This window comes from Myxococcus sp. CA056, from assembly GCF_013336715.1.
Taxonomy (GTDB): domain Bacteria; phylum Myxococcota; class Myxococcia; order Myxococcales; family Myxococcaceae; genus Myxococcus; species Myxococcus llanfairpwllgwyngyllgogerychwyrndrobwllllantysiliogogogochensis.
This window is the reverse complement of record NZ_JABUMT010000003.1, coordinates 747,123-773,205: the sequence shown is the minus strand read 5'-3', so window position 1 is coordinate 773,205 and position 26,083 is coordinate 747,123. Positions and strand designations below refer to the sequence as shown.

The following is a 26,083-nucleotide window of genomic DNA, read 5'->3' as shown; positions in this document are numbered from 1 at the left end:
CAGCTCCTCGAACCGGGGAGCGACAGGAGGCGTGTGTCCGTGAGCAAGGTGCGCAAGGTTCACAAGGAAGATCCGCTGGCGGACCTCCCCCGTTGGGCGCAGCAACTGGCCCGCAAGTACTACACGAAGACGGTCAGCACCTTCCTGCTCTACGGGGCGGTGAGGGACCTCCAGCCGCTCCAGTTGGAGGACGGCGGGCGGGGCTTCGGCACGCTGAAGACCTTCCTCTCCGAGGAGCTGTTCGGCGGGCGGGACCACGTCCTCTTCTACGACCGCTCGTCGGGCATCCGCTCGGCCACGCCGGAGACGCAGAAGGACCTGGCGCGGACGATGTCCGGCTACGACGCGATGTACGGCACGGACTACGCGAAGGTGACGCCGAGAGACCCAGGCCGCGCGCTCCAGATTCTGGAGAACTTCCTGCGGATGCGGCTGAGCGAGGGACGCTCGCTGGCGCTCATCATCGACTTCGCGGAGACGCTGGTGCCGGGCGGGGAGATTTCCCACCTGTCGTCCGAGGACCGCTTCGTGCTGGCCACGTTGGACAAGTGGGCGCATGACCCGCAGTTCCTCGCGGGCGACGTGTCCGTGGTGCTGCTGGCGGAGAACCTGGCGGACATCTCTCCGCGCATCTCCCGCAACCCGTACGTGGCGCCGATTGAACTGCCGCTGCCCACCGAGGAGGAGCGGCTGGAGTACGTGCGCTACAAGCTGGAGGGCAAGCGGCTCCAGTCGCTGTCGGAGGTGCCGCTGGCGGGCCTGGCGAAGATGACGGCCGGTCTGTCGCGCATCAACCTGGACCGCGTGCTGACGGAGGCGCTGGAGCGGGAGATTCGCATCACCTCCGACCTTCTCAAGGAGAAGAAGAAGGAAATCATCCAGGCGGAGTGCCACGGCCTTCTGGAGTTCATCGAGCCGACGCACACGCTGGATGCGGTCGCCGGACATGCCAAGGCGAAGCAGATGCTGCGGCAGGCGGCCTCCGCGCTGAAGAAGGGGCGCATCGAGGTCATGCCCATGGGCTACCTGCTGTCGGGCCCGGTGGGCACCGGCAAGACGTTCATGGTGAGCTGCTTCGCCGGGGAGATTGGAATCCCGGTGGTGAAGTTCCTGAACTTCCGCAGCCAGTGGCAGGGTGTCACCGAGGCGAACCTCGAGAAGATCTTCAACCTCCTCAAGGCGCTGTGGCCGGTGGCGGTGATGATCGACGAGGCGGACACCTTCCTCGGCAACCGTGACTCGGGTGGAGATTCGGGGACGAGCAGCCGCGTGTTCGGCTCCATTGCCTCCTTCATGGGCAACACGCAGTACCGCGGCAAGATTGTCTGGTTCCTGATGACGGCGCGGCCGGACCTGCTGCCCATCGACCTCAAGCGTCAGGGGCGCGCGGAGGAGCACCTGGCGCTCTTCTATCCGCAGACGGACGCGGAGCGGGACGAGCTGTTCCAGGTCATGTCCAAGAAGACGGGCGTGTCGGTGGAGGGCATCGATTCCTTCTCCAAGATGATTCCGGAGGGGATTCGGGCCTTCAGCGGCGCGGACATCGAGGCCGTCATGGTGCGCTCGAAGTTCCGCGCGCTGGCGGAGGGCCGGGAGTCCGTGGCGAAGGAGGACCTGGCGGCGGTGCTGGCGGACTTCGTGCCCCCCAGCTACCCGCTGGAAATCGAGCTCCAGAACCTGGTCGCGGTGCAGGAATGCACCAGCCGGGAGCTGCTGCCGGAGGTCTACCGCTCGGTGGACCGTGATGCTATCACCCGTCGCGTGCGCGAGCTGAAGGCGCTGCTCGAAGCGGGGTAGCACCTCAGGAGACCGGCACCCGGGTTCCGCCCAGGTGTGGGTCGTCCACGTGCTCCACGATGGCCACGCGGTCTCCCGCGGAGAGCGCGTCGTGGAGCACGATGATGGCTTCGTTCGAGTGTCGGATGCAGCCATGGGACACGTCCGCGCCCAAGAGGGCGGGGGCGTTGGTTCCATGCAGCTCCTCGGCGGAGTGCCGGCCGTCGGCCCAGGACAGGTCGAGGATGCGTGTGCCGAAGACGTGCCGGTCGTTCCACAGGCGCGCGCCCGCTGCTTCGGCGGCGGCCTGGTCCAGTCGGGCCCGGATGACCTTGAGTCCCGCGCGCGTGGGCGTCGCGGACGTGCCCGAGGCATTCGGGAAGATGTCCAGCAGGCGGCCCTCCGCGTCGTAGAGGAACGTGCGGTGCTCGCGCAGCGCGACGACGACGCGCACGGGTTGGCCGTCATAGAGGGCGGGAGGCGTCCCGCGCGACTGGCCGCGCATGCCGGGCTCGGGGGCCAGGGCATCGAGCGCGCGCAGCGTGGGGGCGTCCAGGACGCCCGTGGGTTTAACCGAGGGGAAGTCGCGACGCGCGTGGACCTGGAAGTTGCGCAGGGCGCGCACCGTCTGCGGACCGAACTGTCCGTCCGCGCCGCCGTGGAGCGCGAAGCCCATCTTCAGCAGCGCTGTCTGTACCGCGCGCGGGCCGTCACCTCGCGAGCCCGAACCGAGGACCTGTTGTCCGGACGCAACGTCTACGAGCTGGGGCAGCCCGGTGAAGCGGGCGTTGCCGAGGGGCGGGGATACCGAGAGCCAGGATGAGCTTCCCCAACCGTTCGTGGTGGTGGGCTGCACGGGAGTGGGAAGGACCGCGTTGCCGCTGACGAGGGCGTCGCCGCGCAAGGGGATGGTGCGCTCCGGAGTCCTGAGTGAGGCCGAGTCTGTTGCGAGGATGCTCGGGCCTCGTGGAGCGGTTGCGATGTCGCGGGCGGTGGTGCTGGTGCGCTCTGGTGTCCCGAAAGGGGGCGCGACTGTTGCCGGATTGCTCGGACGTCGTGGTGAGGTCGCGATGTCGCGGGCGGTGGTGATGGCTCGCTCTATCGTCCCGAGTGAGGCCGAGTCTTTTGCCAGTGCTCCGCTCGGCCCCAGCGGGGTGTTAGCGAAGTCGTGGGCGGTGGTGATGGCTCGCTCTGTCGTCCCGAGTGAGGCCGAGTCTTTTGCCAGTGTGCTGCTCGAACCCAGCGGGATGTTTACGAAATCGTGGGCGAGCTTACCGGCCCCTTCACCACGTTGTGCCGTCCGGACTTCGTGGGACGGGCGTCGCGAGACCTGGACGGAGAACGCCGCGCGTGGGGCGGTCTCCACGGAGTTGTCTCGGGCTCGCGTCGGGGGATGCGTGTGAGCCCATCCGGCATCCACATCCCTCGAGAGAGGGACGTCGTCGGCGTCGAGCGAGAAGGGCAGGGTGGGTGAGTCGTTCCGCGAAATGGGCGAGGTCATCCCCAGCCCCTGTGCAATTCACTCGCCCGACAATGGGAAGCCCGATGCACCCCTCGCGTGGATGCCCAGGGCGCGCTGAACGAAGGGGCGACGTGAGCCCCGTCAACCTGCAACCGCGCGACCGAGGAGGGGAGATCCGAATCTGCCCTCGCGGGATGCCCACGGTGAACTCAGCGAATCGTCGAGGTCATCCCTCGCCACATGGCAACGACGCGTCCCACGGCGGGACGTCCGAAGACGTCCTCGCTCGGAGGCTTAGGGTGCGCTCAGCGAGAGAACCTTCCCCGTGGGGATGGAGCGGTGGTCCTTGATGTTGTTCCACCGCATGATGTCCTCGACGGTGATTCCGTAGCGCTGCGCCACGGACCAGAGCGTCTCGCCCTCGGCCAGCGCGTGCACCTTTCCGCCCGGCGTCCCCACGTTCGCGGCCACCTGCTTCGCCACCACCACCGTGCCCGCGCGCTCCTGCACCTGGGAGGTGCCCTCGGGCCACACGTACACCAACGAGCCGACCTGCAACGTCGGGTTGCGGCGGCGCAGGTTGTTCCACTTCTTCAGGTCATCCACCGACACGTTGAACTTCGTGGCGATGACCCACAGGCTGTCGCCGGACTGCACGCCGTACGTCACGCGCTTGCGCCCATTGAGCGTCTCCGTCTTCACCGGACCCGCTGCCACGGGGCCCTTCGGAGTCCCCGCGGGAACCTCGTCCTCGGGCCGGTGCACCACCACGCCGCTGCGGCGGGCCTGCGCCACCTTGCTCGCCAGCGCGCCGCCACTCGTGGGGCCCGCCTTGCTCGCCGGCACCGGAATCACCAGATCCGTGCCGAGCTTCAACGTCCGCGCGCTCTTGAGCCGGTTCATCTGGAGGATGGCCTCCGACGCCGTGCCGTAGCGCTCCGCGATTTGCGACAGCGTGTCGCCCCGCTTCACGGTGTGCACCCGGAACGTCAGTCGCTCGGCCGGCGAGAGCTTCTTGAAGCCCTCCACGAACCGGGGCGACGAGCCCGGGGGAAGCCGCAGCTTGTAGGGGTTCTTCGCGCTCGCCGGAGGCGTGCACCAGCGCTTCAGCTCTGGGTTCAGGTCCTGCACGTCCTGGATGTTCACCCCCGCCGCGCGCGCCACCACGTCCAGGTCCGTCGCGTCCGTCAGTTCCACCACGTCGAACTCGAGGGGCTGCTCGTAGTCGAACTCCTGCTCGGAGAAGCCGAACGCCGACGGGTTCTTCGCCACCAGCGCGGCGGCGATGAGCTTGGGCACGTAGTGCTTCGTCTCCTTCGCCAGGCCCTTCTCCTCCGACAGCACCCAGAAGTCGCGCGTGCCGTGGCGCTCCACCATGCGACGCACGCGGTAGGAGCCGGTGTTGTAGCCCGCCCACGCGAGGTACCAGTGGCCCAGCTCCCTGTAGAGGTCCTTGAGGTACGTCGCCGCGGCGCCGGTCGCCTTGATGGGGTCCCTGCGCTCGTCCACCCAGAAGTCCTGCTTGAGGCCGTACTGCTTGCCGGTGCTGGAGATGAACTGCCACGGACCGGACGCGTGCGCCCACGAGTACGCGTGCGCGGAGAAGCCGCTCTCAATCATCGCCAGGTACACGGTGTCCCGAGGCAGGCCGTGCTTCTCCAGAATGGGCTGCATCACCGGCAGGTAGCGCGCGGAGCGGGACATCCACTTGCGGAACCAGCGCCGTCCGGGCCCCTGGAAGAACTGGATGTACTGCGCCACCAGCGGCTGCATCTCCACCGGGATGTCGTAGCGGTCCTGAATCAGCCCCACGTCGAACGCGGCCAGGTTGGTGATGAGCGGCAGCTGCTCCGGCGTGTCGTCCTCGCGGAAGGTGGGCTCCTCCAGCGCGTCCAGCATGCGCATGCGCAGCGGGTTCGCGAGCCCCAGTCGACGCAGGGACTGCATCACCTCCGCGCTCGGCCGGGCCGCTGGGTCCAGCGTCACGCCTTCCAGCGCGCGCAGTTCCTCCATCTCCGCGGACTCGGACTCCACCACCTCGCGCGTCGCCTCGGGCTCCCCGTCCGCGTCCTCCGCGTCCTGACCGTTCGCGATGGCGCGCTTGTCGTCGAGCTCCGGCGCATCACTGTTGCCCGGTGTCGACGACTTCTCTTCAGCGGACACCGTGTTGCCGGTAGCGGCTTGCGCCGTGCTCGGGGGCACCGGCGTCGTGCGCGCGGCCTGCGTCTTCGCCGCGTTGCCCGAGTTCGCAGTGGCGGGGGCTGTCTTCTCTCCATTCGTGGGCGCCGAGTTCGCAGTGGCGGGGGGCGTCTTCTCGCCACCGGAGTTCGTGGGCGTCGCGGGCTTCACCCCGTTGCCAGCGACGGGGCTCGTTGCCTCGCCGGCACTCGCGGAGGCAGGGGCCTTCACCGTGTTGTTCGCGCTCGGGCTCGCGGCAGCACCAGCACTCGCGGCGGCCGGGGCCTTCACCGCGTTGTTCTCGCTCGGGCTCGCGGTAGCACCAGCACTCGCGGAGGCAGGAGCCTTCACGGAGTTGCCAGAGACAGTGCCGGCGCCCGTGGGCGCATCGACCTGGGCGGTGGAGCCAACAGCAGGCGAGGAAGCAGAGCCCTCGGTCTTCACCGCACCGGTGTTCGTGGGCTGGGCCTTCGTGACGCTGCCGCCCGTGGTGGGCGGCGTGTCCTTCACCGTCGAAGGGGTGGGGGCAACGGCGCGCGTCTCATCCGCGGCGAGCACGCGCATGCCGGGCGGAGGCGGGGGCATGGGCGGTGGCACTCCCTCCGAGAGAGGGAGCGAGGCCAGGTTCAGCACGAGCAGGCAGAGAGGCAGCATTTGGTCGCAGGAAGAGTGCGCCCAGAAGCAGGCGAAGGCCGAAGTATTCGCCCTTTTTCTTGACAGTCAAACAAGGAGTCGCGCGGTATGGCCGAACTCTGCACGCTCCGTGGGTGCGGCCTGCCAGGCGCTGACGCGTGATTACGGTTTGGCGGGCTTCCGGGTGTCCGCTGGCTTGCTCGACGGCTGAGCGTCCACCGGCTTGCCATGCCCCGGCCCCAGGATTCGCGGCAGATACGTCGCGAAGTCGAAGTGGGGCGAGTTCTCCGGGTTGTGGCAGGTGACGCACACGGCTTCACCAGGAGACGCGAGGATGTTGTCGGCGCTCGGCTCGTCCGAGTGCGCGGAGCCAGGCCCGTGGCAGCTCTCGCACCCCACGTCCTCGCGTCCGGCCACCTTGTCCAGCCGGCACACGCCACCGGGCTGCTCCCAGCCCGTGACATGGCACCCCACGCAGTTGAGGTGGTGCTGCTTGCCGACCTCTTCCAGCGTCTCCCAGGCGTGGTGGTGCTTGGACTTCTCCCACACCGGGAAGGACTCCTCGTGGCACGCGCGGCACGGCTCGTTGCCGACGAAGCCCGACTCACCCTTGGCGGGAACAGGGCAATCCTGGCCGTGCTCCTTCGCCCAGGCGAGGTTCAGCTTGCCCACCTCCGCGTCGTAGCGCGCCACCAGCGCCTGCGCGTCCGGCAGCGAGGGCAGTCCCGACTCCAGCGGCACGAAGCGCACCGTGAAGCCGTTGACGTCCGTGGCCGCCGCGGGAGGCGCCGTCACCAGGGCCTGCCTGCGCGCCACCAACTCGTCGCGCTTGGCCTGCTTGAGCGCCTTGAGCTTCGGGTCGATGCCCGGGAGGTTGATGTCCTTGTCCAGGAGCGCGGTGCGCTGCTCCAGGGCGGCCACCTCGCGCTCCAGGTCGGCCTGTCCCTTCTGGAGCGCGAAGCGTCCCGGGTTCGGCGCGTAGCTCAGGTCCACGCGCACCAGCGAGCGGCCCTTGCTCTGCGGCGCGACGACGGGCACCGACGCCTTCACCAGCCGGTTCTGCTCACCACTCATCTCCGTGGCGGAGCGCGTGGCCACCAGCACATCCACCGCGAGCCCCGGCGTCTCCGCGGCCTTCTGCGCCTCTTCCAACGGCGCATCCAGCAGCCCCAGCACGAAGTCCGCGCCCTCCGCGCGGGCCTTGGCACTGGCCGCCACGAGCTGCGCGGGCGTCTCCCCCGCGACGACGCCCACCTTGCGAGCGCCCGCCGGCAACAGCTTCACTGCGCCGTCCGCGACCTCCGGCAGACCCAGCCCCTGGCGGAAGTCCGCGCCGCGTGTGTCATCCAGCGGCCCCGTGGCGCGCACCGACAGCCCCATCAGCCGCATGGCATCCGCCAGCGCCTTCGCCTTCAGCTCCTCCTGGGGAACCTGTCCGGGCTTGAGGGTCGTCTCCCCGAAGAGGCTGTTGCCGCCGTCCACGTACAGCACGGGCAGGGTGGTGCCCTGGCGTGCCTCGCGCACCTGGAACGCCGCGCGGGCGATGCCGCCGCGCATGTTCTCGCTGCAGCCGCAGGGGCCCAGGTAGCCGCGTGTATCCGCGGAGACGAAGAGGATGGCGCCGGGCGCCGAACTGGACGCGGTGCCGACACCCGCCTCGGGTTCGGGCGGGTGGGGCGGCGGCTCCTTGCGCATGCACCCACCGAGCACCAGCACCAGGCCCCAGAGGGCGGCGAGGAGGGCGGGGCGCGGCATGCGGTTCACCAGAGGATGCTCTGCACCAGTTCGTCGATCTTCTCGCCCATGGCCTCCAGCCCGTTCATCTTCGACAGGAAGCCGTCGGCGCCGACCTGCTCGGCCAGCTTGGACAGCTCGTCGTCGGGCAGGCTGGAGAACAGGACGATGGGGATGTCCTGGGTGCCGTACTCGTTCTTCAGCGTGCGGCAGATGTCGGTGCCCTTGGCCTCGGGCATGTGGATGTCCGTGAGGATGAGGTCCGGCCGCCAGCTCTGGAGCGTCTTCTCGAACTCCATGAGCGTGGAGGTGGCGACGACCTCGTAGCCGCGCGCTTCCAGCACGGCCTTCTCCATGGCGAGCGTGATTTCGCTGTCGTCAATCAGGAGGATTCTTCGCTTCTCGGACACGTCGACCTTCCTTGGGCTCCGTTTCTATCCTACCCCCACCCGGCGCACCAACGCCTTTCCCACGGGGTAAGACGGGGTGGTGTCGTGGACGTCCCCCTCCCGGTCGTCCGGGCGGGGGGCGGGGCCTGACTTCTTCCGGCAAACCCACCGAAAAGGAGTATGCAGGGCGCCATGATGCACCCAGACCGCCGAGCCTGGACGGCCCTTCTCCTGGTGGGGAGTCTCCTCTGGACGCTGCCCGTAGCGGCGCTCAATTCGGGCCTGGGGTCCCCCTCGTCCCCCGTGGACCGGCAGTCCCCCCACTCCACCACCCAGGGGTTCCTGGCCGCGGCCCACCGGGGGGACTACGCCACGGCGGCGCACTACCTGGACCTGGACTTCATCCCCCGCGCCCAGCAGCCCGAGCGGGGCGCCCAGCTGGCCCGCCGGCTCAAGTTCGTCCTGGACCGCAAGCTCTCCATCGACCTGTCCCTCTTGAGCAAGGTCGCGGAGGGTGACCCGGCCGACCCCCGCTTCGACCTGCTGGGCATCATCCCGCTGGAGGGCGCCAATGTGTCCATCCGAGTCCAGCGGGTGGCCCAGGACGGCTCCCTGGTCTGGGTGTTCAGCGAGTCCACCGTGCGGATGGTGGACCCCCTCTTCGAAACCTACGGCCCCCGCGTGGCGGAGTGGCTGCCGCCCTTCTTCTTCTCCGGCACCGTGTTCGGCCTGGAGCCCTGGCAGTGGCTGGGCCTGCTGGTGACGCTCCTGGGCTCGGTGGGACTGGCCCTGCTCCTGGAGCGGCTGTCTCTCGCGTTCGGGCTGCGACTGGCGAAGTGGACGCACCTCACCCTGGATGACCAGCTGGTGGCGGCGGGGCGGGGGCCCCTGCGGTTGCCGTACTTCGCGATACTCCTGGCGGCGGGCACGTCCCTGCTGCTGCTGCCGCGCCCGGTGCAGACGCTGTTCAACCGGCTGAGCTATTCGCTCATCATCATCGCGGTGGCGTGGTTCATCCTGCGCTTCCTGCGGGTGTTCGCCAACTTCGTGCAGAACCGCGTGTCGGGCGACATGCGCGACGCGGGCCGGGCCCGCTCGCTGCGCACCCAGTTCGCGGTGCTGCGCGCCGTCTTCGAGGCGGCGACCTATGTGGTGGCCGCCGCGCTGCTCCTGATGCAGTTCGAGGTGGTGCGCAACGTGGGCGTGTCGCTGCTCGCGTCCGCCGGTATCGCCGGTATCGTCATCGGCCTCGCGGCGCAGAAGTCCATCGCCACGCTGCTCGCCGGCATCCAGCTCTCCATCACCCAGCCGGTGCGCATTGGCGACCAGGTGGTGGTGGAGACCGAGTTCGGCACCGTGGAGGAAATCACCCTCACGTATGTGGTGCTGCGCGTCTGGGACCAGCGCCGCATGGTCATCCCGATTACCTACTTCCTGGACAAGCCCTTCCAGAACTGGAGCAAGTCCAGCACGGAGATGCTCGGGGCCGTGACCCTCCAGGTGGACTACTCCACGGACGTGGACGCGGTGCGCGGGGAGCTGCGGCGCATCGTCGAGCAGGACGCGAAGCACCTGTGGGACGGGCGGCTCCAGTCCGTCGTCGTGTTGGAGGCCCAGGACCGCACGCTCACCGTCCGCGCGCTCGTCAGCGCGGCCAACCCGGACAAGCTCTTCGACCTGCGCGCCCTCGTCCGCGAGCGGCTGGTCGCCTTCCTGCGGGCCCATCCCGAGTGGCTGCCCTTCACTCGCACCGAGTCCCGGCAGGCCCCCACCGCGCTGCCGCCCCCGGAGGCTCGGGACCCCCAGCCGGATGCCCCCCAGGACCTCCCTCCCACGGGCCCTCGCACCTCCTGAGAGGGTGCGACAGAGACAGGGAGCCCTTGCCTGCCGGAAGGGTGTTTTGAATATTGGTGATGCCGCACCGTCGTTGCGTTGGAATTTTCGCACCTACCGCATGTGGGAGTCTTCGAGATGAAGCGTCATTCCAGGTTGTGCGGAGCCCTTCTGTCGCTGGCCGTCGCGGCGCCGTTGACCGCGGCCGCGCAGGACCGGGGCCGCACGGATGGGCCCGAGGAATCCGAGTATGGCAAGGGCGGCTATTCGGGCTCGAACAGCCAGGGCGTGTCGCTCCAGCTCGACTGGGGTGCGGCCATCAATGACAAGGAGCCCCCCGAGGACGCGCCGTCGGGCCCGCCGCTGTACGTGGGCGCCACGCTGTCGTTGTGGGGCGCGGACTGGTTCTCGCTCGACGCGAGCGCCGCCTATGTCTTCGACGGTGGGCGCTTCATCGGCATGGTGGGACCGAAGTTCCGCACCTGGGGCTGGCCGCTGGTGTTCACCGCGGGCCTGAGGGCTGGCGCCATCGTGATTCCCGAGGCGGAGGGGCTGCGCTTCGGCATCTCCCCCCAGGTGGGCGCCGAGATTCTGATGGGCCACCGGGACAACATCCTGCTGGGGCTCAACTACAACCCGGACATCCCCATTGGCGGTGGCGGCGTGACGCACCGGCTGGGCATGTCCATCGGTTACAGGTTCTAGGGGAGGTCGCTCGCCATGATTGCCCAAGTGCTCGCAGCCACGCTGGCGTTGGCCTCCAGTCAGGCCCCCGTCAGCCTCTCCTCCACGGGAGGAGGTCCGCAGGTCTCCCTGCCTTTCCCCACGGGCACCACGCAGACCTACAACATCATCCAGTGGGACCCGAACCAGCTGCCGCGCATCTACGAGCGCTCGGACCAGCTTCCCCTCACGGACGAGGAGCTGACCAAGCTGTCCCAGGCCGGCTTCGAGCCCGCGCAGTTGGTGAAGATGATTGAAGAGCGGCGCTGCGCATGTGACGCCAGCGCGGACGGCCTCATCAAGTTGAAGAAGGCCGGGGTGGACAAGAACGTGCTCGCGGCGGTGTCGCGCCATGGCATCGCGCCCAACCGGGAGCTGGAGCTGCTGGTGACGATGGACTTCACGGGTGAGAGCCGTGTCGCGCGCGAGGCGTTCCTCTATTTCTTCGTCGACGACGGGGACCTCACCCGCGTCTTCAGCGCCAACATCACGGACCTGCTCCAGCGCCGCAACCGCCACGAGACGACGGTGGACCGCAGCGACATCCTCGTCGCGCGCACGGTGCGCCGCGTTCAGCTCTCCGGGCGGGTGCCGCTGAAGACGTACGGCAAGCACAACGTGCTGGTGGTCGCCAGCGCCAGCCCCACGCTCACCCATCCCTCCCAGCTCACTCCGCAGGAACGGGCGAAGTCGCAGAGCTACACCTTCGACTATCCCCGCGCCTCGCTCATGAGCCTGTGCCGCCTGACGGCGGGGTACCGCCGTGACGCGGTGCTCAACTACAAATGGAACTTCGAGGGCAGCCGCTTCGAATGCGAATGGAACTAGGAGTCATACGCACCATGAAGACCCATCGCCTCATCCTGACCGCCTGCCTCGCCGCCTCGCTCGTCGCGTGCACTGGCCCGCGCGCGTACACGCGCGGGTCGTACGAAGACCCGAACGAAATCGAGATGCTGTCGGACCAGTTCAACGAGAACGACCTGCAGCTCATCGCCAAGAAGATGGCGGAGTCGCTGGCCAACTCGCCGCGCTTCTCCACGCCGCGTCCGGACGGCTCGCTGCCCATCGTCCTCGTGGGCAAGCTGAAGAACAGCACGTCCGAGCACATCGACATGCGCTCGCTGGGCGACAAGATTCAGACGGCGCTCGCGCAGACGGGCCGCTTCGCCATGGTGGACCAGGCCGCGCGCCAGGACATCGCGGAGGAGTACGAGTACCAGCAGTCGGGCTACGTGGACCCGAACGCTGCCAAGGGCCCGGGCGCGCAGGTGTCCGTGGACTTCATGATGACGGGAGACCTGGCCTCCATCATCCAGGAGGTCGGCCGCGACAAGCTCGTGTACTACAAGATGACGGCGAAGCTGAGCAACGTGCGCACCGGCCTCATCGAGTGGACGGACGAGAAGCAGATCCGCAAGAAGTTCGAGAAGCGCGGCGTCAGCTGGTAGCAGGCTGACGCAAGCCGCTGGCTCCACGCGAAGGCTCGACTGCTCATGACCTCTCTTCTCCGCCACCTGGCGCGCCCTCGAGGTGGGGGCGTGCTCGCGCTGGCGAGCGTGCTCCTGCTGACTGGCTGCGCGGGCGACTACGTGGCGCGCACGCGCGGCGTCCGCGTGTCCTATCAGTCGGAAGACTATCCGGGCGCGCTGGTGGGGCTCGACGCCGTCTCGAAAGAGGGCTCGGAGAAGGACGCGCTGCTCGTGCTCCTGGACAAGGGCATGGTGCTGCACGCCGCTGGCGAGTGGGCGGAGAGCAACAAGGTGATGGAGGAGGCGGAGCAGCTCAGCGCACGGCTCGACGGCGTCTCCGTCAGCGAGGAGGCGGGGGCGCTCGTGACGAACGAGCGTCAGCGCGCCTACCGCGGCGAGGACTTCGAGAAGCTGATGATCTCCGTCGTCCAGGCGCTCAACTACGCGGAGCTGGGAGACGACGAGGCGGCCATGGTGGAGGTGCGTCAGGTCAACGAGCGCCTCCAGAAGATGGTCACCGAGGAGAAGAAGCCGTACCAGCAGCTCGCCATCGCCCGCTACCTGGGCGGTGTCATCCGCGAGGACCAGCGCGACTGGGACTCGGCCTATATCGACTACGCGAAGGCGTACGAGTTGGAGCCCCGGCTGGGCGCGCTGGTGGAGCCCCTGCTGCGGCTGTCGAAGTACACCGGCCGCGATGACGTCTACACGGCGCTGAAGGAGAAGTACCCGGAGGTGGCCCATCCGCCCCTGGCCCGTGACGAGTCCCAGGTCGTGGTGGTGGTGGAAGCGGGGCTGTCGCCGGAGAAGCAGCCTACGTCCCGCGACTACGGCACCGGCGGCAACCTCATCGAGGTGCCCGTCTACCGGGACCGGGGCAGCGCGCCGTCGGTGCGCGTGCAGCTGGGCGACCAGGACGAGCGGGCGGTGACGGTGACGTCCCTGGCGGACGTCGCGCGGCTCCACCTGGACACCCGCATCGGCGGGATGCTGGCCAAGCAGCTCGCCAGCGTGGCGGTGAAGGCGGGCCTGGCGGCGGGCCTCGGCGCCGCGACCAAGAGCGAGGAGCTGGGCGTGCTGGCCTTCCTCCTGCTCAACGCTGGCAATGCGCCAGACCTGCGCTCCTGGCTTTCCTTGCCCGCTGAGTTCCAGGTGGCGCGCTTCCGGGTGCCGGCGGGGAGCCACACGGTCCGTGTAGAAGCGGGGGGACGGGTGTCGGAGCACACGGTGGACGTGAAGCCGGGCCGGGTAGGGTTGGTGGTGGTGCGGCGCTACTGAGTCGGCGGTTTTGTTGTGGCGGTTTTGTTGTAGGGTGCGCGCCCCATGTCGGTCCTGGCCACGGTGGCCCTCTACTCCCTCATCGTCGTCATCGGCGCGCTGCTTGGCGCGATGGTGGTGTTGTGGAATCAGCGGCCCACGCAGCTGGTCCGCTTCCTCGCCTTCGCCGCGGGCGTCATGCTGGGCGCGGCCTTCTTCCACATGTTGCCGGAGGCGTACGAGGGCGGGGGCTGGTGGGCCTTCGCGCTGGTGCCCGCGGGCTTCGTCTTCCTGCTCGTGCTGGAGCGCTACCTGGTGGCGCACGCGGGTGAGGACCTGCCCGGAGACCACATGTCCGGCAGCGGGCGCTCCCCCGCGCAGGCCGGGCAGGTGCTGGGGCTCACCGCGTTCCTCGGGCTGTCCACGCACACGCTGTTCGACGGCATCGCCCTGGGCTCGGCGGTGGAGGAGGGCGTGGGGTTGATGGCGCTCCTGGCCATCGTCGCGCACAAGGTCCCCTCCGCGCTGTCGCTCGCCTCCATCCTGAAGACGGAGGGGCGCTCGCGAAGCTCCATCCTCCTGCTCTCCGTGCTGTACGGGTTGATGGTGCCGGCGGGCGCGCTGCTGTACTTCGCCTTCGACGCGGTGCTGCGCTTCGAGAGCATGGCGCCCAAGGCGCTGGCCTTCTCCGCGGGCACGTTCCTCTACATCGCCGTGTCGGACCTGCTGCCGCACGTGCATCGACACGGCAAGGACCAGCCGGGCCGCAACGTGCTGGCGCTGTTCGTGGGACTGGCCCTGATGTTCGGGCTCGCGCGTCTGATGGGGCATCCGGCGCACTGAGCCTGGTCGCTCGTGCGCTAATGCCTCGCGCTCCGGAGTTTCGTCACAAACAGTCCTTCGGTGCTCTCTCCACCAAGGAGGGGCCGCACGCGCCTGGGCTGACGGCCAGGCGGACGGTGCCTCGACGGAGGGCCGGAAGCGATGAGCACACCCAGTGGCGTGGCGGAGGGCCCGGGCATGGTCTCCCCCGGCGCGGGGAATGCCCCCACGCACGCGGGCTCGGAGTTCGAGGACGCGGTGCTCCAGGGCCTCATCCATGGAGGCTCCGCGAGTCCGGTGCCTCTCCCGGGAGACAGGCTGGGAGGCCTGGACGGCCGTCGGTACGAGGTCCTCGGTCTGCTGGGCGGCGGCGGCATGGGGCAGGTGTTCCGCGCGGTGGACCACGAGCTGTGGCGCACGGTGGCGCTGAAGTTCCTCGCCGCGCACCGGGGCCTCGCGACGCCCTCGCTGCTGGCCGCATTGCGCGAGGAGGCGCAGGCGATTGCCCGGCTGGACCACGAGAACATCGTCCGCATCCATGACGTGTCCGCGTGGAACACCGGGACGCTGGCGCAAGGCGAGGAGGTGCCGCTGCGCGTGCCCTTCCTGGTGATGGAGTTCCTGGAGGGCGAATCGCTGCAGCGAATGCTGCGCCGGGAGCGGCCCGACTTGCGGCGCACGTTGGACCTGATGACGGACGTGGCCGCGGGGCTCGCGCATGCGCATGAGCGGCGCCTGGTGCATCGCGACCTCAAGCCCGCCAACGTCTTCGTGCTCGCGGATGGCAGGGCGAAGCTGCTCGACTTCGGCCTCGCGCGCTCACCGGCCGGACCCGCCCTGGCGCCCGAAGCCGCGCGCGCGGGGACTCCCGCGTACATGGCTCCGGAGCAGTGGCGGGGCGAGCCTCCGGACGCGAGGGCCGACGTGTGGGCCGCGGGGCTGTTGCTCTACGAGTTGCTCACCGGCGAGCACCCGCTGCCGCGCTCGAAGGCCGCCGAGCTGCGCCTGCACATCCCTTCCTCCCAACCCATGCCCTCGGTGAGTTGGAGATGTCCCGGGTTGCCGGAGGAACTCGTGCGTCTGGTGGCCTCGGCGCTGGCGAAGGACCCGGCGGAGCGGCCGGCGAATGGAGGCGAGTTGCTGGAGCGACTGCGCGGCTTGCGTCGGCTGCTGGCGCTGGACGTCAACTCGGCCTCGCGCTCGAGCATCTCCGGTCGTCGGTTGGTGACGCTGGTGTCGTGCCGGCTCGCGCAGGAACGCGGTGGCATGGAGCGCCTGGATCCGGAGGATTGCAGCGAGCTGGAGGGCGCCTTCCACCAGGGCTGCACGCGCATCATCCACGAGCACGAGGGCGCGATGACGCTCGCGGTGGGCGCGGAGGTGCTCGCGTGCTTCGGTTTCCCCGTGGCGCGCGAGGGGGATTCGGAGCGGGCGGTGCGCGCGGCGCTGCGGCTGCAAGAGGTGCTTCCCGGTGAGCTCGCGGGGCTGGGGCCTCCGGGTGTGGTGGTGAAGGTGGGGCTGCACACGGACCGCGTGGCGTTGGCGGATGCCTCGCCGCTGCTGCACGGCACGGCGCCTCCCATGCAGGGCGAGGCGCCCAAGGTGGCCTCATGGCTGGCCGCGCAGGCAGGGCCCGACGCGGTGCTGCTCACCGAGGGCACGCATGCGCTGGTGAGAGGCCGCATCCGCACGCGCTCACTGGGGGCCTGGGCCTTCGAGGGACTGTCGGGCACGTCATGGCTGGACGTGCATGAAGCGCTGGGAGAGCGGCCGGGCGCGAGCCGGTTCGACCGGGCCCTGGTGGTCGGCGCGTTGTCGCCGTTGGTGGGCCGCGAGCGGGAACTCCAGCGGCTCACGACGTGGCGGGCCGATGCGCTGAGTGGACGCGGCGTGGGCGTCCTGGTGCGAGGGGACGCGGGCATCGGCAAGTCGCGACTCGTCCAGGAGCTGCATGACCGGGAGGCACCGGGGACGAGCACCTGGGCGCGTTGTCAGTGTGGTGTGCGGGGAACGGGCAGCGCCTTCCATCCGCTCATCGACTGGTTCCATCGCTTCCTGGGCTTCGCCCGTGATGACGCTCCCGAGCGCAAGCTCGCGCGTCTGGTGGAGCGTCTGGGCGTGCTGGACGTGGAGCTCTCGTGTCCGCTCGCTTCGTTCTTGTCGCTGCCTGTTCCGGAAGGCTCGCCCTTCCTGCACCTGTCCGGTGAGCGGCAGCGGGCCGCGATGATGAAGGCCCTGGTGGAGGTGTTCCGTCACGAGGACGTGCGCAGGCCGGTGGTGCTGGTGGTGGAGGACCTGCACTGGGCGGACCCTTCCACCCTCCAGTTCCTCGGAGTGCTGCTGGAGCGGTTGGAGGGGACTCGCCTGTGTGTGTTGCTCACCGCGCGCCCGGGCGTCACGCAGGTGTGGAGCGAGCGCGCGGCGCTCCAGTTCCTGGACGTGGAGCCCCTGCCTCCCGAGGCCACCGCGGCGCTGGTGCGCGAGGTCGCGGGCCAGCGCGCCCTGACGCCGAAGACGGTGGCGCGACTGGTGTCACGGACTGACGGAGTCCCCCTCTTCGTCGAGGAGCTGACGCGGGTGGTGGTGGAGCAGGAGGCCGTGCGAGGGGACTCGGGTGAGACGCTCTCCGCGGTGCCCGCGGTGTTGCACGAGCTACTCCTCGCGCGCCTGGACCAGCTTCCTCCCCGGCAGCGCTCCCAGGTGCAGCTCGCGGCCACGCTGGGGCGAGAGTTCAACTACGAGACGCTGCGCGCGGTGTCCTTCCTCCGGGAAGACGAGCTGGAGCCGGAGCTGGAGCGACTGGAAGAGGCGGGACTGCTCTTCCGGCAGGGCCAGCCGCCATGCACCACGTACGCCTTCCGACACGCGCTCATCCAGGAAGCGGCCTACCAGTCGCTCCTGCGCAGCACGCGCCAGCGCTACCACGGTCGTGTCGTGCAGGTGCTCTCCGAGCAGTTCCCCGAGGTGGTGGAGGAGCAGCCGGAGCTGGTGGCCCACCACGCCACGCTCGCGGGGCTGACGCGCCAGGCCGCGGAGTTCTGGCGGAGCGCGGGCCAGCTCGCGGGCGCGAAGTCGGCCTTCCCGGAGGCCATCAGCCACTACTCGCGGGCGCTGGGACAACTGGAGCTGTTGCCGCCCTCTCGCGAGCGCGATGAGTTCGACATCGTGCTGCGCGTCGAGCTGGGACAGGCGCTGGTGGCCTCGAAGGGCTTCGGAACGCGCGAGGTGGAGGACGCCTTCACGCGGGCCGCCGCGCTGTGTGACCCGTCTCAGTGCATCCCCACGTCCCTCTTCTGGGGACTGTGGAACATCGCGCTGGTGCGAGGGGATGGTGAAGGCATGGACCGTCTCGCGGAGCTCTTCCGCTGTCAGGGAGACGAGCACGCGGACCTGGAGGCGCGCGTGGTGCTGCACGGCGCGCTCAACAGCCAGGCGTTCTGGCGCGCGGACTATACGTCGTGTCGAAGCCATGGCCTGGAGGTGAAGGCCCTGCTGGGCCGGGAGGGAGTGGCGGAGCAGCTCGCGCAGATTCGCGGTGGGCGGCTGGGCCATGCCTCCGAGCAGTGCCTGCATGCGCTGATGTACCTGGCGGTGAGCGAGCTGGTGCTGGGGCACACCGACACCGCGCTCGCGACGCAGGCGCAGGCCTTCGCCCTCGCCGAGTCCATGAGCCATCCCTATGCCATCGCCACGGTGTCCGTCTTCGGAGCGATGCTGGCGCTGGAGCGTGGAGACCCGGCGACAATGCTGGAGGTGTCAGGGCGGGCCGTGGGCCTCTGTGTCGAGTACGGCTTTCCGTTGCCCCTGGTGGGGAGCATTTGCCTGCACGGGCTCTCCCTGGCGGTCCTCGGAGACGCGGAGGGCGGCGTCGCGCGTGTCCACGAGGGAATCGCGTTGATGAACTCGCTGGGCGCGACGCTGCTCCAGGGCGCGTGCCTGACGACGCTGGCTCGCGCATACCTCGCGGGAGGGAAGGTCGACGAGGGGCTGGCCGCCTTGAGTCAGGCGCGGGTCCATGTGGAAGGGCGCGTGGCGCGCCATCCCCTGGCGACGTTGTTGCGAGTCCACGGGCAGCTTTTGTTGCTGCGAGGGGACATGGGCGAGGCGCGCGAGTGCTTCCGACGCTCGCTCGCGGTGGCTCGAGACACGGGCGCGCGACTGCATGAGCTGGGCGCGGCGGTGGAGTTGGCGAGGCTTGCGCGGCACACCGACGAAGCGGCGGAGGCGCGCGTGCTGCTGGAGTCGCTGAAGGAAGTCTTTTCAGGGAGCCAGGCGCTCGCGGATGCCTGGGCCGCGCGTGCGCTGCTGGCGGAGTGGGACTGACGGCTCACGCCGCCGATGACAGCTCGGAGGGCGGCGGGTCGCCATGCGCGAGACACCTGGTGACACACCGCAAAAGCTCGGACAGCTCACCGGACTTGCGCAGGAAGACTTCATCCGCGGCGCCAGGTCCACACTCCATGCTGCTGTGGACGATGCGCGGAATGCGGCACAGCCGTTCATCGGTGCGCAGCCTCCCGCAAAGCTCCAGGCCGCTCATTCCCGGCATCATCACGTCGGTGAGGATGAGGTCTGGCTTCAGCGACTGCGCGAGCGACAGGGCCACCTCACCATTCGGCGCGGAGGCGACCTCACAGCCCAGTTCTCCGAGAGCCTCGGTGTAGATTTCGAGGAGGGTCGAATCATCGTCGACGAGGAGGATGAGAGGCATGCGGGTGTCTCGGGGTGAGGCGGCCATGCCGCTGTTCCACTGGGATGGGGACGCGACGACATGGATGTGAATTCATCGGGACTCCGCGTTCGTCACGATGACGGTGCAAGCCATTCCATCCGCTCGGAGGTGTGAAGAATGTCGCCGAAGGAACGAGAGGCGCTGGAGCAGAGGATTCGCGAGCGCTGCACCCTGGAGGACACGGCGGGCGCCGTGGAAGCCGCGGTGGAGGGATATGGCCCGGAGATACGAAGACTCCTGGGGACGTTGTTGCGAGAGCCGGAGCAGGCGCGAGAGGCCTTCAGCATCTTCTGCGAGAGCCTGGTGAGGGACCTGCCAGGCTTTCGTTGGGAGAGTACTTTCAGGACGTGGGCCTATCGCGTGGCGCGGAATGTCGCGTACCGGATGGCCACCGCCTTCTCGCCGGGGCGGGAGCGGGTGGCGAGCCGGGAGATGGTCGACCTCATGCACGTCGAGCGTTCAGGCACGGCACCCTGGCTCCAGACCTCCGTGAAGGACCGCTTCCGTTCCTTGCGCGCGCAGCTGGAGCCGGGAGAGCGCAACCTCTTGCTGCTGCGCGTGGACCGTCGGATGTCCTGGCTCGACGTCGCTCGGGAGCTGGGGGGCACCCAGTCCTCGGAGGGGCTCCAGCGGAAGGCGGCCGTCCTTCGTCAACAGTTCAAGAGCCTGAAGGAGCGGCTGCGTGAGCTGGCGCGGGATGACCGTCTGATTTCCAGCGCGTGACGCCCGGGGCATGAAGGGACGCCGGCCCCCGCCCGCCTGCCCGCCCTGTCGCTGCGCGAACCGGGGCGCGGGCGCACCCTTGAGGGGACTCGGCCCGAGCGGCGCATGGTGCGCGCGAGGCTCGTGGACCGCGGCGAAAGGGGCCTTGTCATGCTCACCGTGGGCGACCTGATGACCCGGGATGTCGTCACGCTGGAAGAGACCGATGACCTGGTCCGCGTGGATGACCTGCTGAAGCTCAACCACATCCGTCACCTGCCGGTGGTGCGCGAGGGACGGCTGGTGGGGTTGGTGAGTCATCGTGACTTGATTCGCGCGTTGGCGCGTCAGCTCGCGGCGCATCAGTCGGAGCCCATCTCCGTCGCGCGCATCATGTCGCGGGATGTGGAGATGGTGAGGTCGGACCTGCCCGTGCGGGACGGCATCTACAAGCTCCTGGACCACCGCTTCGGTTGTCTTCCGGTGGTGGACAGGGACAGGCGACTGGTGGGCATCGTCACCGAGGCCGACTTCATGCGCATGGCGGCGCGGCTGCTGGATGCGGCCTCGGCGCGCAGGGATGACTCGGCGGGAGTCTCCGCTCCTTGAACGGGAGGGTGGGCGCATGCATGACGGACACGCCGTCTCAGGTGGTGGTCCGCCCTCCGCGTCGGCGGAAGGCTCGTCGCGACATCACAGCGTATGGGGCTGGCTTCCTGGTGTGGTGCTGCTGGGCGCGTTCATCGCGTTCGTGGTGCTGCGCTTCGGAGAGGAGCGACAGTTTGCCCAGATGCTGAAGCGCGCGCGGCCGGAGTGGCTGCTGGCCGGTGCCGTGCTCCAGGTGCTCTCGTATCTCACGATGGCGGGCTGCTGGCTGGTGACGCTGAGCACGGCGGGGGTGAAGGCGCCGTGGATGCGCACCGCGGGGCTGGCATTGATGAAGCTCTCCTTCGACCAACTGGTGCCCACGGCGGGGATTGGTGGCTCGGTGGTGGTGATGAAGGGGCTTCAGAAGGAAGGGGCTCCCCCTCGGGTGGCGACCGCCGCGCTGCTGGTGGACATGGTGTCCTTCTATGCGGCGCATGCGGTGGCCGTGGTCATCTCCATCCTCATCATCTGGTTCCGCGCGCAGCTCCACGCGGCCATCCTGGGGTTGGCCACGGCGTTCGCCGCGCTCGCTTGCGCGGTGCCCTTCGGAATCCTCTGGTTGACGCGGCACGGAGGCTGGCAGCCGCCGCGCTGGGCTCGGCGCATCCCCGGGCTCAGTGGCCTGCTGGAGTCCATCTCCCAGGTTCCGCCCGAGCTGGTGCGCAACAAGTGGCTGCTGGTGCGTGCGAGCGCGTTGCAGTTCGCGACCTTCGTGCTGGATGCGCTCACGCTCTCGTGCATGTTCTTCGCCGTGGGGCACCCGGTGGATTTTCCGGATGTATTCGCCGCGTTCATGCTGGCGACGCTGGTGATGACCCTGAGCATCATCCCGGGAGGGGTGGGGACGTTCGAGGCCACCGCGGTGGGGACGCTGTCCTCGCTGGGAGTGCCCGTGGAGGTGGGGCTCACGGCGGTGATGTTGCTGCGAGGTTTCACCCTGTGGTTGCCGCTGCCGCTGGGCGTGGTGCTGCTGCGTCGGATGCTCGGGGTTCGGCTGCGTGATGCGATGTCGAGTCCGGGGTCCGAGTCGTCGGCCTCGCCCGTGGTGTCGTCAGAACAGCGGACCGCGTGAGGGGCTGACACGCTTTGGCTTGGCTTTCGCCGCGCGGGACCTGAGGATGCGCGCGCCCGAGCGGGCACCCATCCATGGAAAAACGCACTGACTGGTACGAGCACCCGGAGTACTACGAGGCCATCTTCGGCACGGACACCGTGCGGGAGGCGGATTTCCTCCAGGCGCTCAGCGCGCGTCATGGCACGGGAGGCTCGCAGTGGCTGGAGCCCGCGTGTGGCGCGGGACGGTTGGTGGCCGAGGCCGCCAGTCGCGGCATGAAGGTGGCGGGCTACGACATCTCCGAGGCCATGCTCGCGCATGCGCGCAATCGGCTGACTCCGGCGGAGCGTCGTCGGGTGAAGCTGGCCCCGTCGCGCATGGAGGAGTTCTTCGAGCCCGCGCTGGAGGGGAAGGTGGATGTCGCGCAAAACCTCGTCTCCACCTTCCGCTACCTGGACAGCGAGGCGGCGGCGCTCGCGCACTTGAAGGGCACGCGACGGCTGCTCAAGCCCAACGGCATCTATGTGCTCGGCTTCCACCTCACCGACTACTCGCGGAGCGTGCCCGAGCACGAGAGGTGGCTGGGGCGCGTGGGCAAGGACAAGGTCGTCTGCAACACCCACGAGGGGCTGCCGGACCGGCGCGCGCGGCGCTCACCCATGCGCAACCGACTGCGCATCACCGGTCCAGGGAAGGACTGGCTCATCGAGACGACGTGGTTCTTCCGCACGTACGACGCGGCGCAGGCGGGCAAGTTGTTCCGCGATGCGGGGCTGAGCGTGGTGGCCGCGTATGACTTCGACTACGACGTGAGCTCACCCGTGGCACGCGGCAGTCGGCGGCTGGACCGTGTCTTCGTGCTGCGGCCGGATGCAGGCTCGGTGGAGCAGGGGGCTTCCGAGAACGCGCCGGCGCGGAAGGTCGTCGCCGCGGCGAAGAAGCCGGTACCGAAGGTGACTCCGGAGAAGAAGGTGGCTGTGCCGAGGAAGACCTCTCCGGCGCGGAAGGTCGCCGCCGCGGCGAAGAAGCCGGCAGCGAAGGTGACTCCGGAGAAGAAGGTGGCTGCGCCGAGGAAGACCTCTCCGGCGCGGAAGGTCGCCGCGACGAAGAAGGTGGCCACTGCGCCGGATGCGACTACTCCGACGAAGAAGCTGGCCACGGCGCCGGATGCGACTCCTCCGACGAAGAAGCTGGCTACGGCGCCGGATGCGACTCCTCCGACGAAGAAGCCGACCCGCCGACGAAGCTGACTCCGAAGCAGGCACTGGCTTCGTCACGGACGAAGCCTCCGGAGCGGGCGCTGAAGTCCTGGCGAAACGAGACCCAGCGAAGGCTGGGTCTGTGTTCAGGCGTCCGCCCCCGCCTTCGCGAGCACGTAGCAGAGCTCACGCAACGCGGCCCGTCGCATGGAGTCCACGTCCGGGAATCCCTCGTCGCGTGCGGCCTGCTGGATGGGACTTGGAACCATCCGTCCCTGATGCTCCTCGAAGTACCAGGCCCACAGGGCGCCCTCGGTGATGCCCGCGTCCTCCAGGCGTGGCGCTGACAGGCCCGCCTCCGTGAGCACTTGTTCCTTGTCTCGGGCTCTCTGTACCAGCGCGCCGTATTCGCCCGTCAGGCGCAGGTGGTCCGCCAGGTGGCGCAGGACATCTGGCTCGAAGAGGGTCTCCACCCAGCGCACATGAGACTCGTCGCGCAGAAGGCGAGGGGCATCGTCGATGTACTGCTCCGACTTCCATTGCTCGAAAGTCTCGAGGGTGAGCTGCCGCTCCTGCCGCAACGCCTCTTCCGTCGCGCGAAGCTCCGCCACGCCCGGCTCCCGGCCCAGCCGTCGCGCTTCCTCCACGGCGAGCGCACGCGCCATGCTCGACCGTTGCGCCTCCTTCAGCCCGCCACGCAGTCGCAGTTCATCGAGCAGCGCCTCGGACGACACTCCTTCCAGGGGATTCGCCGCGTAGCGCAGCGGCTGTCTGCCCGCGCGCCGCCGTGCCTCTTCCCACGCGTCGGTGTGCTGGAAGGGGAAGCGCGTCTGCTTGGGCGAGAGCCCCGCCTCCATCCGCGCCCGAATCTCGCGCAGCAGCGCCACCGCATCCGCGCGCTTGGCGTCCACCCGGCCCCGCGGCAGCCAGGCCTTGAGCGCCTCCAGCTCCGCGCCAGGAAGCCCCTCTTGCGCGGCTCGCGTCAACACCGTGGGCCACACCCGCTCCACGTAGAAGAGGGACTTGGCCAGTCGCTCCAACGCCGCGCGAGTGCTCTCACTCACCACGTTGCCCAATCGAGCCGCCGCCAGCGTGGCGCGGATGTTCACCATCGCCTCGGACAGGGGCCGCCAGTGGTCCTCGGCGCTCGCGTGCGCCACCGCCACCTCGTCATCGTCCTCCAGCACGCCTCGCCGGAAGTCCTCGAAGATGGCGCCGACTCCCTCCATTCCGAAGGACGTCAGCTCCGCGGCGCGCAGCGCGCCCATGCTCGCGGCGCCGAAGACGTGGATGCCTTCCGCCAGGGCCCAGAGGATTTCCTTGTGCCACACGGCGGGCACATGCTCGAAGAAGCCGTCGATGATGCCGATGGCCACCGGCTTCTCCAACGTGGCCCGGTAGACGTCACCCTGTTGCACGGGAGGCAGGTACACCACGTCCAGCTCCTGGCTCGCCTCTTCGGGGCGCAGCGTGGGGCCCGTGAAGATGAACACCTTCATGCCCCATCCCCTCGCATGGCGCGCAGTGCGCGAGGGCCCGGGACATAGCCCGGTGCTTCATGTGTGGGCTCCAGTCCGGGCACCACCACGCGCACCACGGGCAACCCCAGCTCCGGCTTCGTCAGGTCCACCACGACCACTTGTGTCACTCCCGCCGCGCGCACCTTCGCCAGCACCCACTCGAGGTCCTCCTCGAACGTCTCCGCATCCTGATGGGGAGCATCCTGGAAGCGGCGCACCGGCGGCTCCTCGCGCAGCCGCGTCCGGAGCCGCTCCGCCACCACGCCTTCCCGAGCCTCCTCGTACGCCTTGCGGTGCAGGTCATCCCTCGCCCCGCTGATGCGCGTGAGCCGACTCTGCGCCGCCTCTGTCAGAGCCCGCAGCAGCGCCACGCCCCGCGAGGGGTGACAGCCCATGCCGCCCGCCACCGCCACGGGACGCAAAGGCTCCGACTCCCGGTCGACGATGTAACAGGCGAAGGCTGGCACCCCGACATCGCTCGTCGTCTCCCAGACGCCCACGGCGATGCCCGCGCGCGCATAGGTCTCCAGCACCTCGCGACAGGCCGCGTCGTCCACGGTGCCCAGGTCCAACCGCGTGGCGGCCTGGCTCCGTTCTCCACCCGCGTGCCACAGCGCGGTGGCGTCACGCTCCACCACCTCGCACAACCCATGGAGCGTCGCCTCGAGGACGTGATTCCCCGAGGCCAGCCCGTTGCTGCTCATGAGGAACGCGCCACTCCCGGTGGGAAGCGGCAGCGTGAAGTCGGTGTGCACCATGTCGAACGGCACCCACAGCGGACCGCCGCCGAGCAGGTCCACGCCTTCCACCCAGAGCATGCGCCAGTTGGGATGGAACAGGCTCACCGACAGGCGCGGCAGTCCCGCCACGTCGACCACGGGCGAGCGGAAGCGCAGCTCGTTGTACGTGGCCAGCTTCAGGGGCAGCGAGATGTGCTCGGCATGGTAGCCCTCCACGGACTCCATCACCCCGGACGCCTTCGCCGCCGCGAGCGTGACGCCCTTGCCCTGGGACACCGCCAGCGAGCGCGCATTGGGCCGCGTCACCATGACGACGGGGATTCCAATCGTGTCCAACCCCGTGACGTTGGCGATGCGGGTGATGCCCAGGACGGGCATGAGGCGTCGCACGCGCTCCAGGGTCTGCTCGGGCGACATCACCCGATGTGTCCCGTGTCGGAACGGCTTGGGCGTCCCGGAGGAGGCGGACGGGGAAGAGGAGTCGAGGGCCGCGGTGCGCATCAAGGCTTGGAGTCGGAGAGGCGGGAGGTGGGCGGGCGGGAGACGGGGTCCTGCTGGCCAGCCTTGAGCCGCATGTCCGGCGAGTAGCTGAGGAGGATGCTGTTGAGGTTGAGCAGGAAGCAGGTGATGGGCTCGGCCCTCCCGCCCACGGGGCTCTCGCTGCTCGTGGCGGGCTTCCGGGGCTCGGGCAGGTTGGCCACCACCGCCTCGTTCTCGAGCAGCGGCTTGAGGGCGCTGCTCAGGCTCTCGCTGTCGAGGGAGATTCTCTCCGCGCTCTGCCACATCTCCGGCTTCACCCAGTAGAGATTCCCATCGGGCGCGTAGATGAGCAGGTCCGACTGGTCCACGACGCACTCCGCGCGAGCCTCGATGGGCGGGAACGTGGAGTCCTTGGGCTTCGGCTGGGCGATGACCCAGGAGTGTTTCTCGCTGGATACCAGGCCGGTGACTTCCACGACGGACGGGTTGGGCTGGGAGATGGCGATGGAGCCATCTCCGGTCTCCACCCGGAAGGTCATCTGGTCCGTCACGTTCTCCAGCTTGTCGGGAGACTGCGTGGGGACGCCCCACACCGAGAGCTTCGTGCTGAAGCCTTCCAGGATGGTCACGCTGTCGGGCTTGAAGAAGAAATACGAGTAAGGGCCTGCCATGCGCACCTCGGGAATGGGCCACGGGCCTTACGCCCGCGACGGGGAAGGAGCACGTCGG

The 26,083-nt window shown here is 69.0% G+C and carries 20 protein-coding genes; 12 read left to right on the top strand and 8 right to left on the bottom strand.

What is annotated here, in order from left to right:
• The first annotated feature begins 39 nt into the window (after window positions 1–39).
• Complete coding sequence (locus HUA76_RS17655; protein WP_174453079.1) at window positions 40–1,797, top strand: AAA family ATPase; 1,758 nt, start codon at window positions 40–42, stop codon at window positions 1,795–1,797.
• A 4-nt stretch (window positions 1,798–1,801) separates the two neighbouring features.
• On the opposite strand, the gene HUA76_RS45375 is transcribed toward HUA76_RS17655, so the two are convergent.
• From HUA76_RS45375 to HUA76_RS17635, 4 genes are all read right to left on the bottom strand, one after another.
• Complete coding sequence (locus tag HUA76_RS45375; RefSeq protein ID WP_371823495.1) at window positions 1,802–2,632, bottom strand: L,D-transpeptidase family protein; 831 nt, start codon at window positions 2,630–2,632, stop codon at window positions 1,802–1,804.
• Between the two features lie 900 nt (window positions 2,633–3,532).
• Window positions 3,533–6,070, bottom strand: a complete 2,538-nt coding sequence (locus HUA76_RS17645; RefSeq protein ID WP_217439755.1) for a LysM peptidoglycan-binding domain-containing protein — start codon at window positions 6,068–6,070, stop codon at window positions 3,533–3,535.
• Window positions 6,071–6,211: 141 nt separating this feature from the next.
• Entirely contained in the window at window positions 6,212–7,804 is a 1,593-nt protein-coding gene (locus HUA76_RS17640; RefSeq protein ID WP_174461531.1) for a cytochrome c family protein, read from the bottom strand.
• A gap of 5 nt (window positions 7,805–7,809) precedes the next feature.
• Entirely contained in the window at window positions 7,810–8,193 is a 384-nt protein-coding gene (locus HUA76_RS17635; protein WP_015351808.1) for a PleD family two-component system response regulator, read from the bottom strand.
• Between the two features lie 171 nt (window positions 8,194–8,364).
• Between HUA76_RS17635 and HUA76_RS17630 the strand changes: the two genes are divergently transcribed.
• The 7 genes from HUA76_RS17630 to HUA76_RS17600 all read left to right on the top strand — a co-directional run bounded on the left by HUA76_RS17630 (window position 8,365) and on the right by HUA76_RS17600 (window position 18,602).
• Window positions 8,365–10,026, top strand: a complete 1,662-nt coding sequence (locus HUA76_RS17630) for a mechanosensitive ion channel family protein (protein ID WP_174453082.1) — start codon at window positions 8,365–8,367, stop codon at window positions 10,024–10,026.
• A 117-nt stretch (window positions 10,027–10,143) separates the two neighbouring features.
• Window positions 10,144–10,710 carry a hypothetical protein gene (locus HUA76_RS17625; protein WP_141647881.1) on the top strand — a complete coding sequence of 189 codons (567 nt, stop codon included), beginning with the start codon at window positions 10,144–10,146 and terminating at the stop codon, window positions 10,708–10,710.
• Window positions 10,711–10,725: 15 nt separating this feature from the next.
• Window positions 10,726–11,556 carry a hypothetical protein gene (locus HUA76_RS17620; RefSeq protein ID WP_174461530.1) on the top strand — a complete coding sequence of 277 codons (831 nt, stop codon included), beginning with the start codon at window positions 10,726–10,728 and terminating at the stop codon, window positions 11,554–11,556.
• A 14-nt stretch (window positions 11,557–11,570) separates the two neighbouring features.
• Window positions 11,571–12,179, top strand: coding sequence for a penicillin-binding protein activator LpoB (gene lpoB / locus HUA76_RS17615; RefSeq protein ID WP_174461529.1), 609 nt, complete (start codon window positions 11,571–11,573; stop codon window positions 12,177–12,179).
• Between the two features lie 45 nt (window positions 12,180–12,224).
• Entirely contained in the window at window positions 12,225–13,478 is a 1,254-nt protein-coding gene (locus HUA76_RS17610) for a COG3014 family protein (RefSeq protein ID WP_174461528.1), read from the top strand.
• Between the two features lie 45 nt (window positions 13,479–13,523).
• Window positions 13,524–14,300 (top strand): ZIP family metal transporter, encoded by a 777-nt coding sequence (locus tag HUA76_RS17605; protein WP_141647885.1) that lies wholly within the window; start codon window positions 13,524–13,526, stop codon window positions 14,298–14,300.
• A gap of 141 nt (window positions 14,301–14,441) precedes the next feature.
• The gene (locus HUA76_RS17600) at window positions 14,442–18,602 is read left to right on the top strand and encodes a protein kinase (RefSeq protein WP_174461527.1); all 4,161 of its coding nucleotides are present in this window, start codon (window positions 14,442–14,444) and stop codon (window positions 18,600–18,602) included.
• Window positions 18,603–18,606: 4 nt separating this feature from the next.
• On the opposite strand, the gene HUA76_RS17595 is transcribed toward HUA76_RS17600, so the two are convergent.
• Window positions 18,607–18,990, bottom strand: coding sequence for a PleD family two-component system response regulator (locus HUA76_RS17595; protein ID WP_174461526.1), 384 nt, complete (start codon window positions 18,988–18,990; stop codon window positions 18,607–18,609).
• A 138-nt stretch (window positions 18,991–19,128) separates the two neighbouring features.
• On the opposite strand from HUA76_RS17595, the gene HUA76_RS17590 reads away from it, so the two are divergent.
• From HUA76_RS17590 to HUA76_RS17575, 4 genes are all read left to right on the top strand, one after another.
• A complete protein-coding gene (locus HUA76_RS17590) occupies window positions 19,129–19,734 on the top strand; it encodes an RNA polymerase sigma factor (protein ID WP_174461525.1) in 606 nt (201 codons plus the stop codon).
• A gap of 150 nt (window positions 19,735–19,884) precedes the next feature.
• Window positions 19,885–20,322, top strand: coding sequence for a CBS domain-containing protein (locus tag HUA76_RS17585; RefSeq protein ID WP_141647889.1), 438 nt, complete (start codon window positions 19,885–19,887; stop codon window positions 20,320–20,322).
• Window positions 20,323–20,338: 16 nt separating this feature from the next.
• Window positions 20,339–21,433 carry a lysylphosphatidylglycerol synthase transmembrane domain-containing protein gene (locus HUA76_RS17580; RefSeq protein ID WP_254614270.1) on the top strand — a complete coding sequence of 365 codons (1,095 nt, stop codon included), beginning with the start codon at window positions 20,339–20,341 and terminating at the stop codon, window positions 21,431–21,433.
• A 74-nt stretch (window positions 21,434–21,507) separates the two neighbouring features.
• Window positions 21,508–22,665 (top strand): methyltransferase domain-containing protein, encoded by a 1,158-nt coding sequence (locus HUA76_RS17575; protein ID WP_371823490.1) that lies wholly within the window; start codon window positions 21,508–21,510, stop codon window positions 22,663–22,665.
• A 95-nt stretch (window positions 22,666–22,760) separates the two neighbouring features.
• On the opposite strand, the gene HUA76_RS17570 is transcribed toward HUA76_RS17575, so the two are convergent.
• Genes HUA76_RS17570 through HUA76_RS17560 form a run of 3 tightly spaced genes read right to left on the bottom strand, consistent with a single transcriptional unit; the run spans window position 22,761 to window position 26,025 of the window.
• The gene (locus tag HUA76_RS17570) at window positions 22,761–24,113 is read right to left on the bottom strand and encodes a TfuA-like protein (RefSeq protein ID WP_174461523.1); all 1,353 of its coding nucleotides are present in this window, start codon (window positions 24,111–24,113) and stop codon (window positions 22,761–22,763) included.
• On the bottom strand, window positions 24,110–25,375 hold the full coding sequence (locus HUA76_RS17565) for a YcaO-like family protein (RefSeq protein WP_174461522.1): 1,266 nt from the start codon (window positions 25,373–25,375) through the stop codon (window positions 24,110–24,112). Before HUA76_RS17565 ends, HUA76_RS17570 begins: the two co-directional genes overlap by 4 nt.
• A complete protein-coding gene (locus HUA76_RS17560) occupies window positions 25,375–26,025 on the bottom strand; it encodes a hypothetical protein (protein ID WP_174461521.1) in 651 nt (216 codons plus the stop codon). Before HUA76_RS17560 ends, HUA76_RS17565 begins: the two co-directional genes overlap by 1 nt.
• Between the last annotated feature and the right edge of the window lie 58 nt (window positions 26,026–26,083).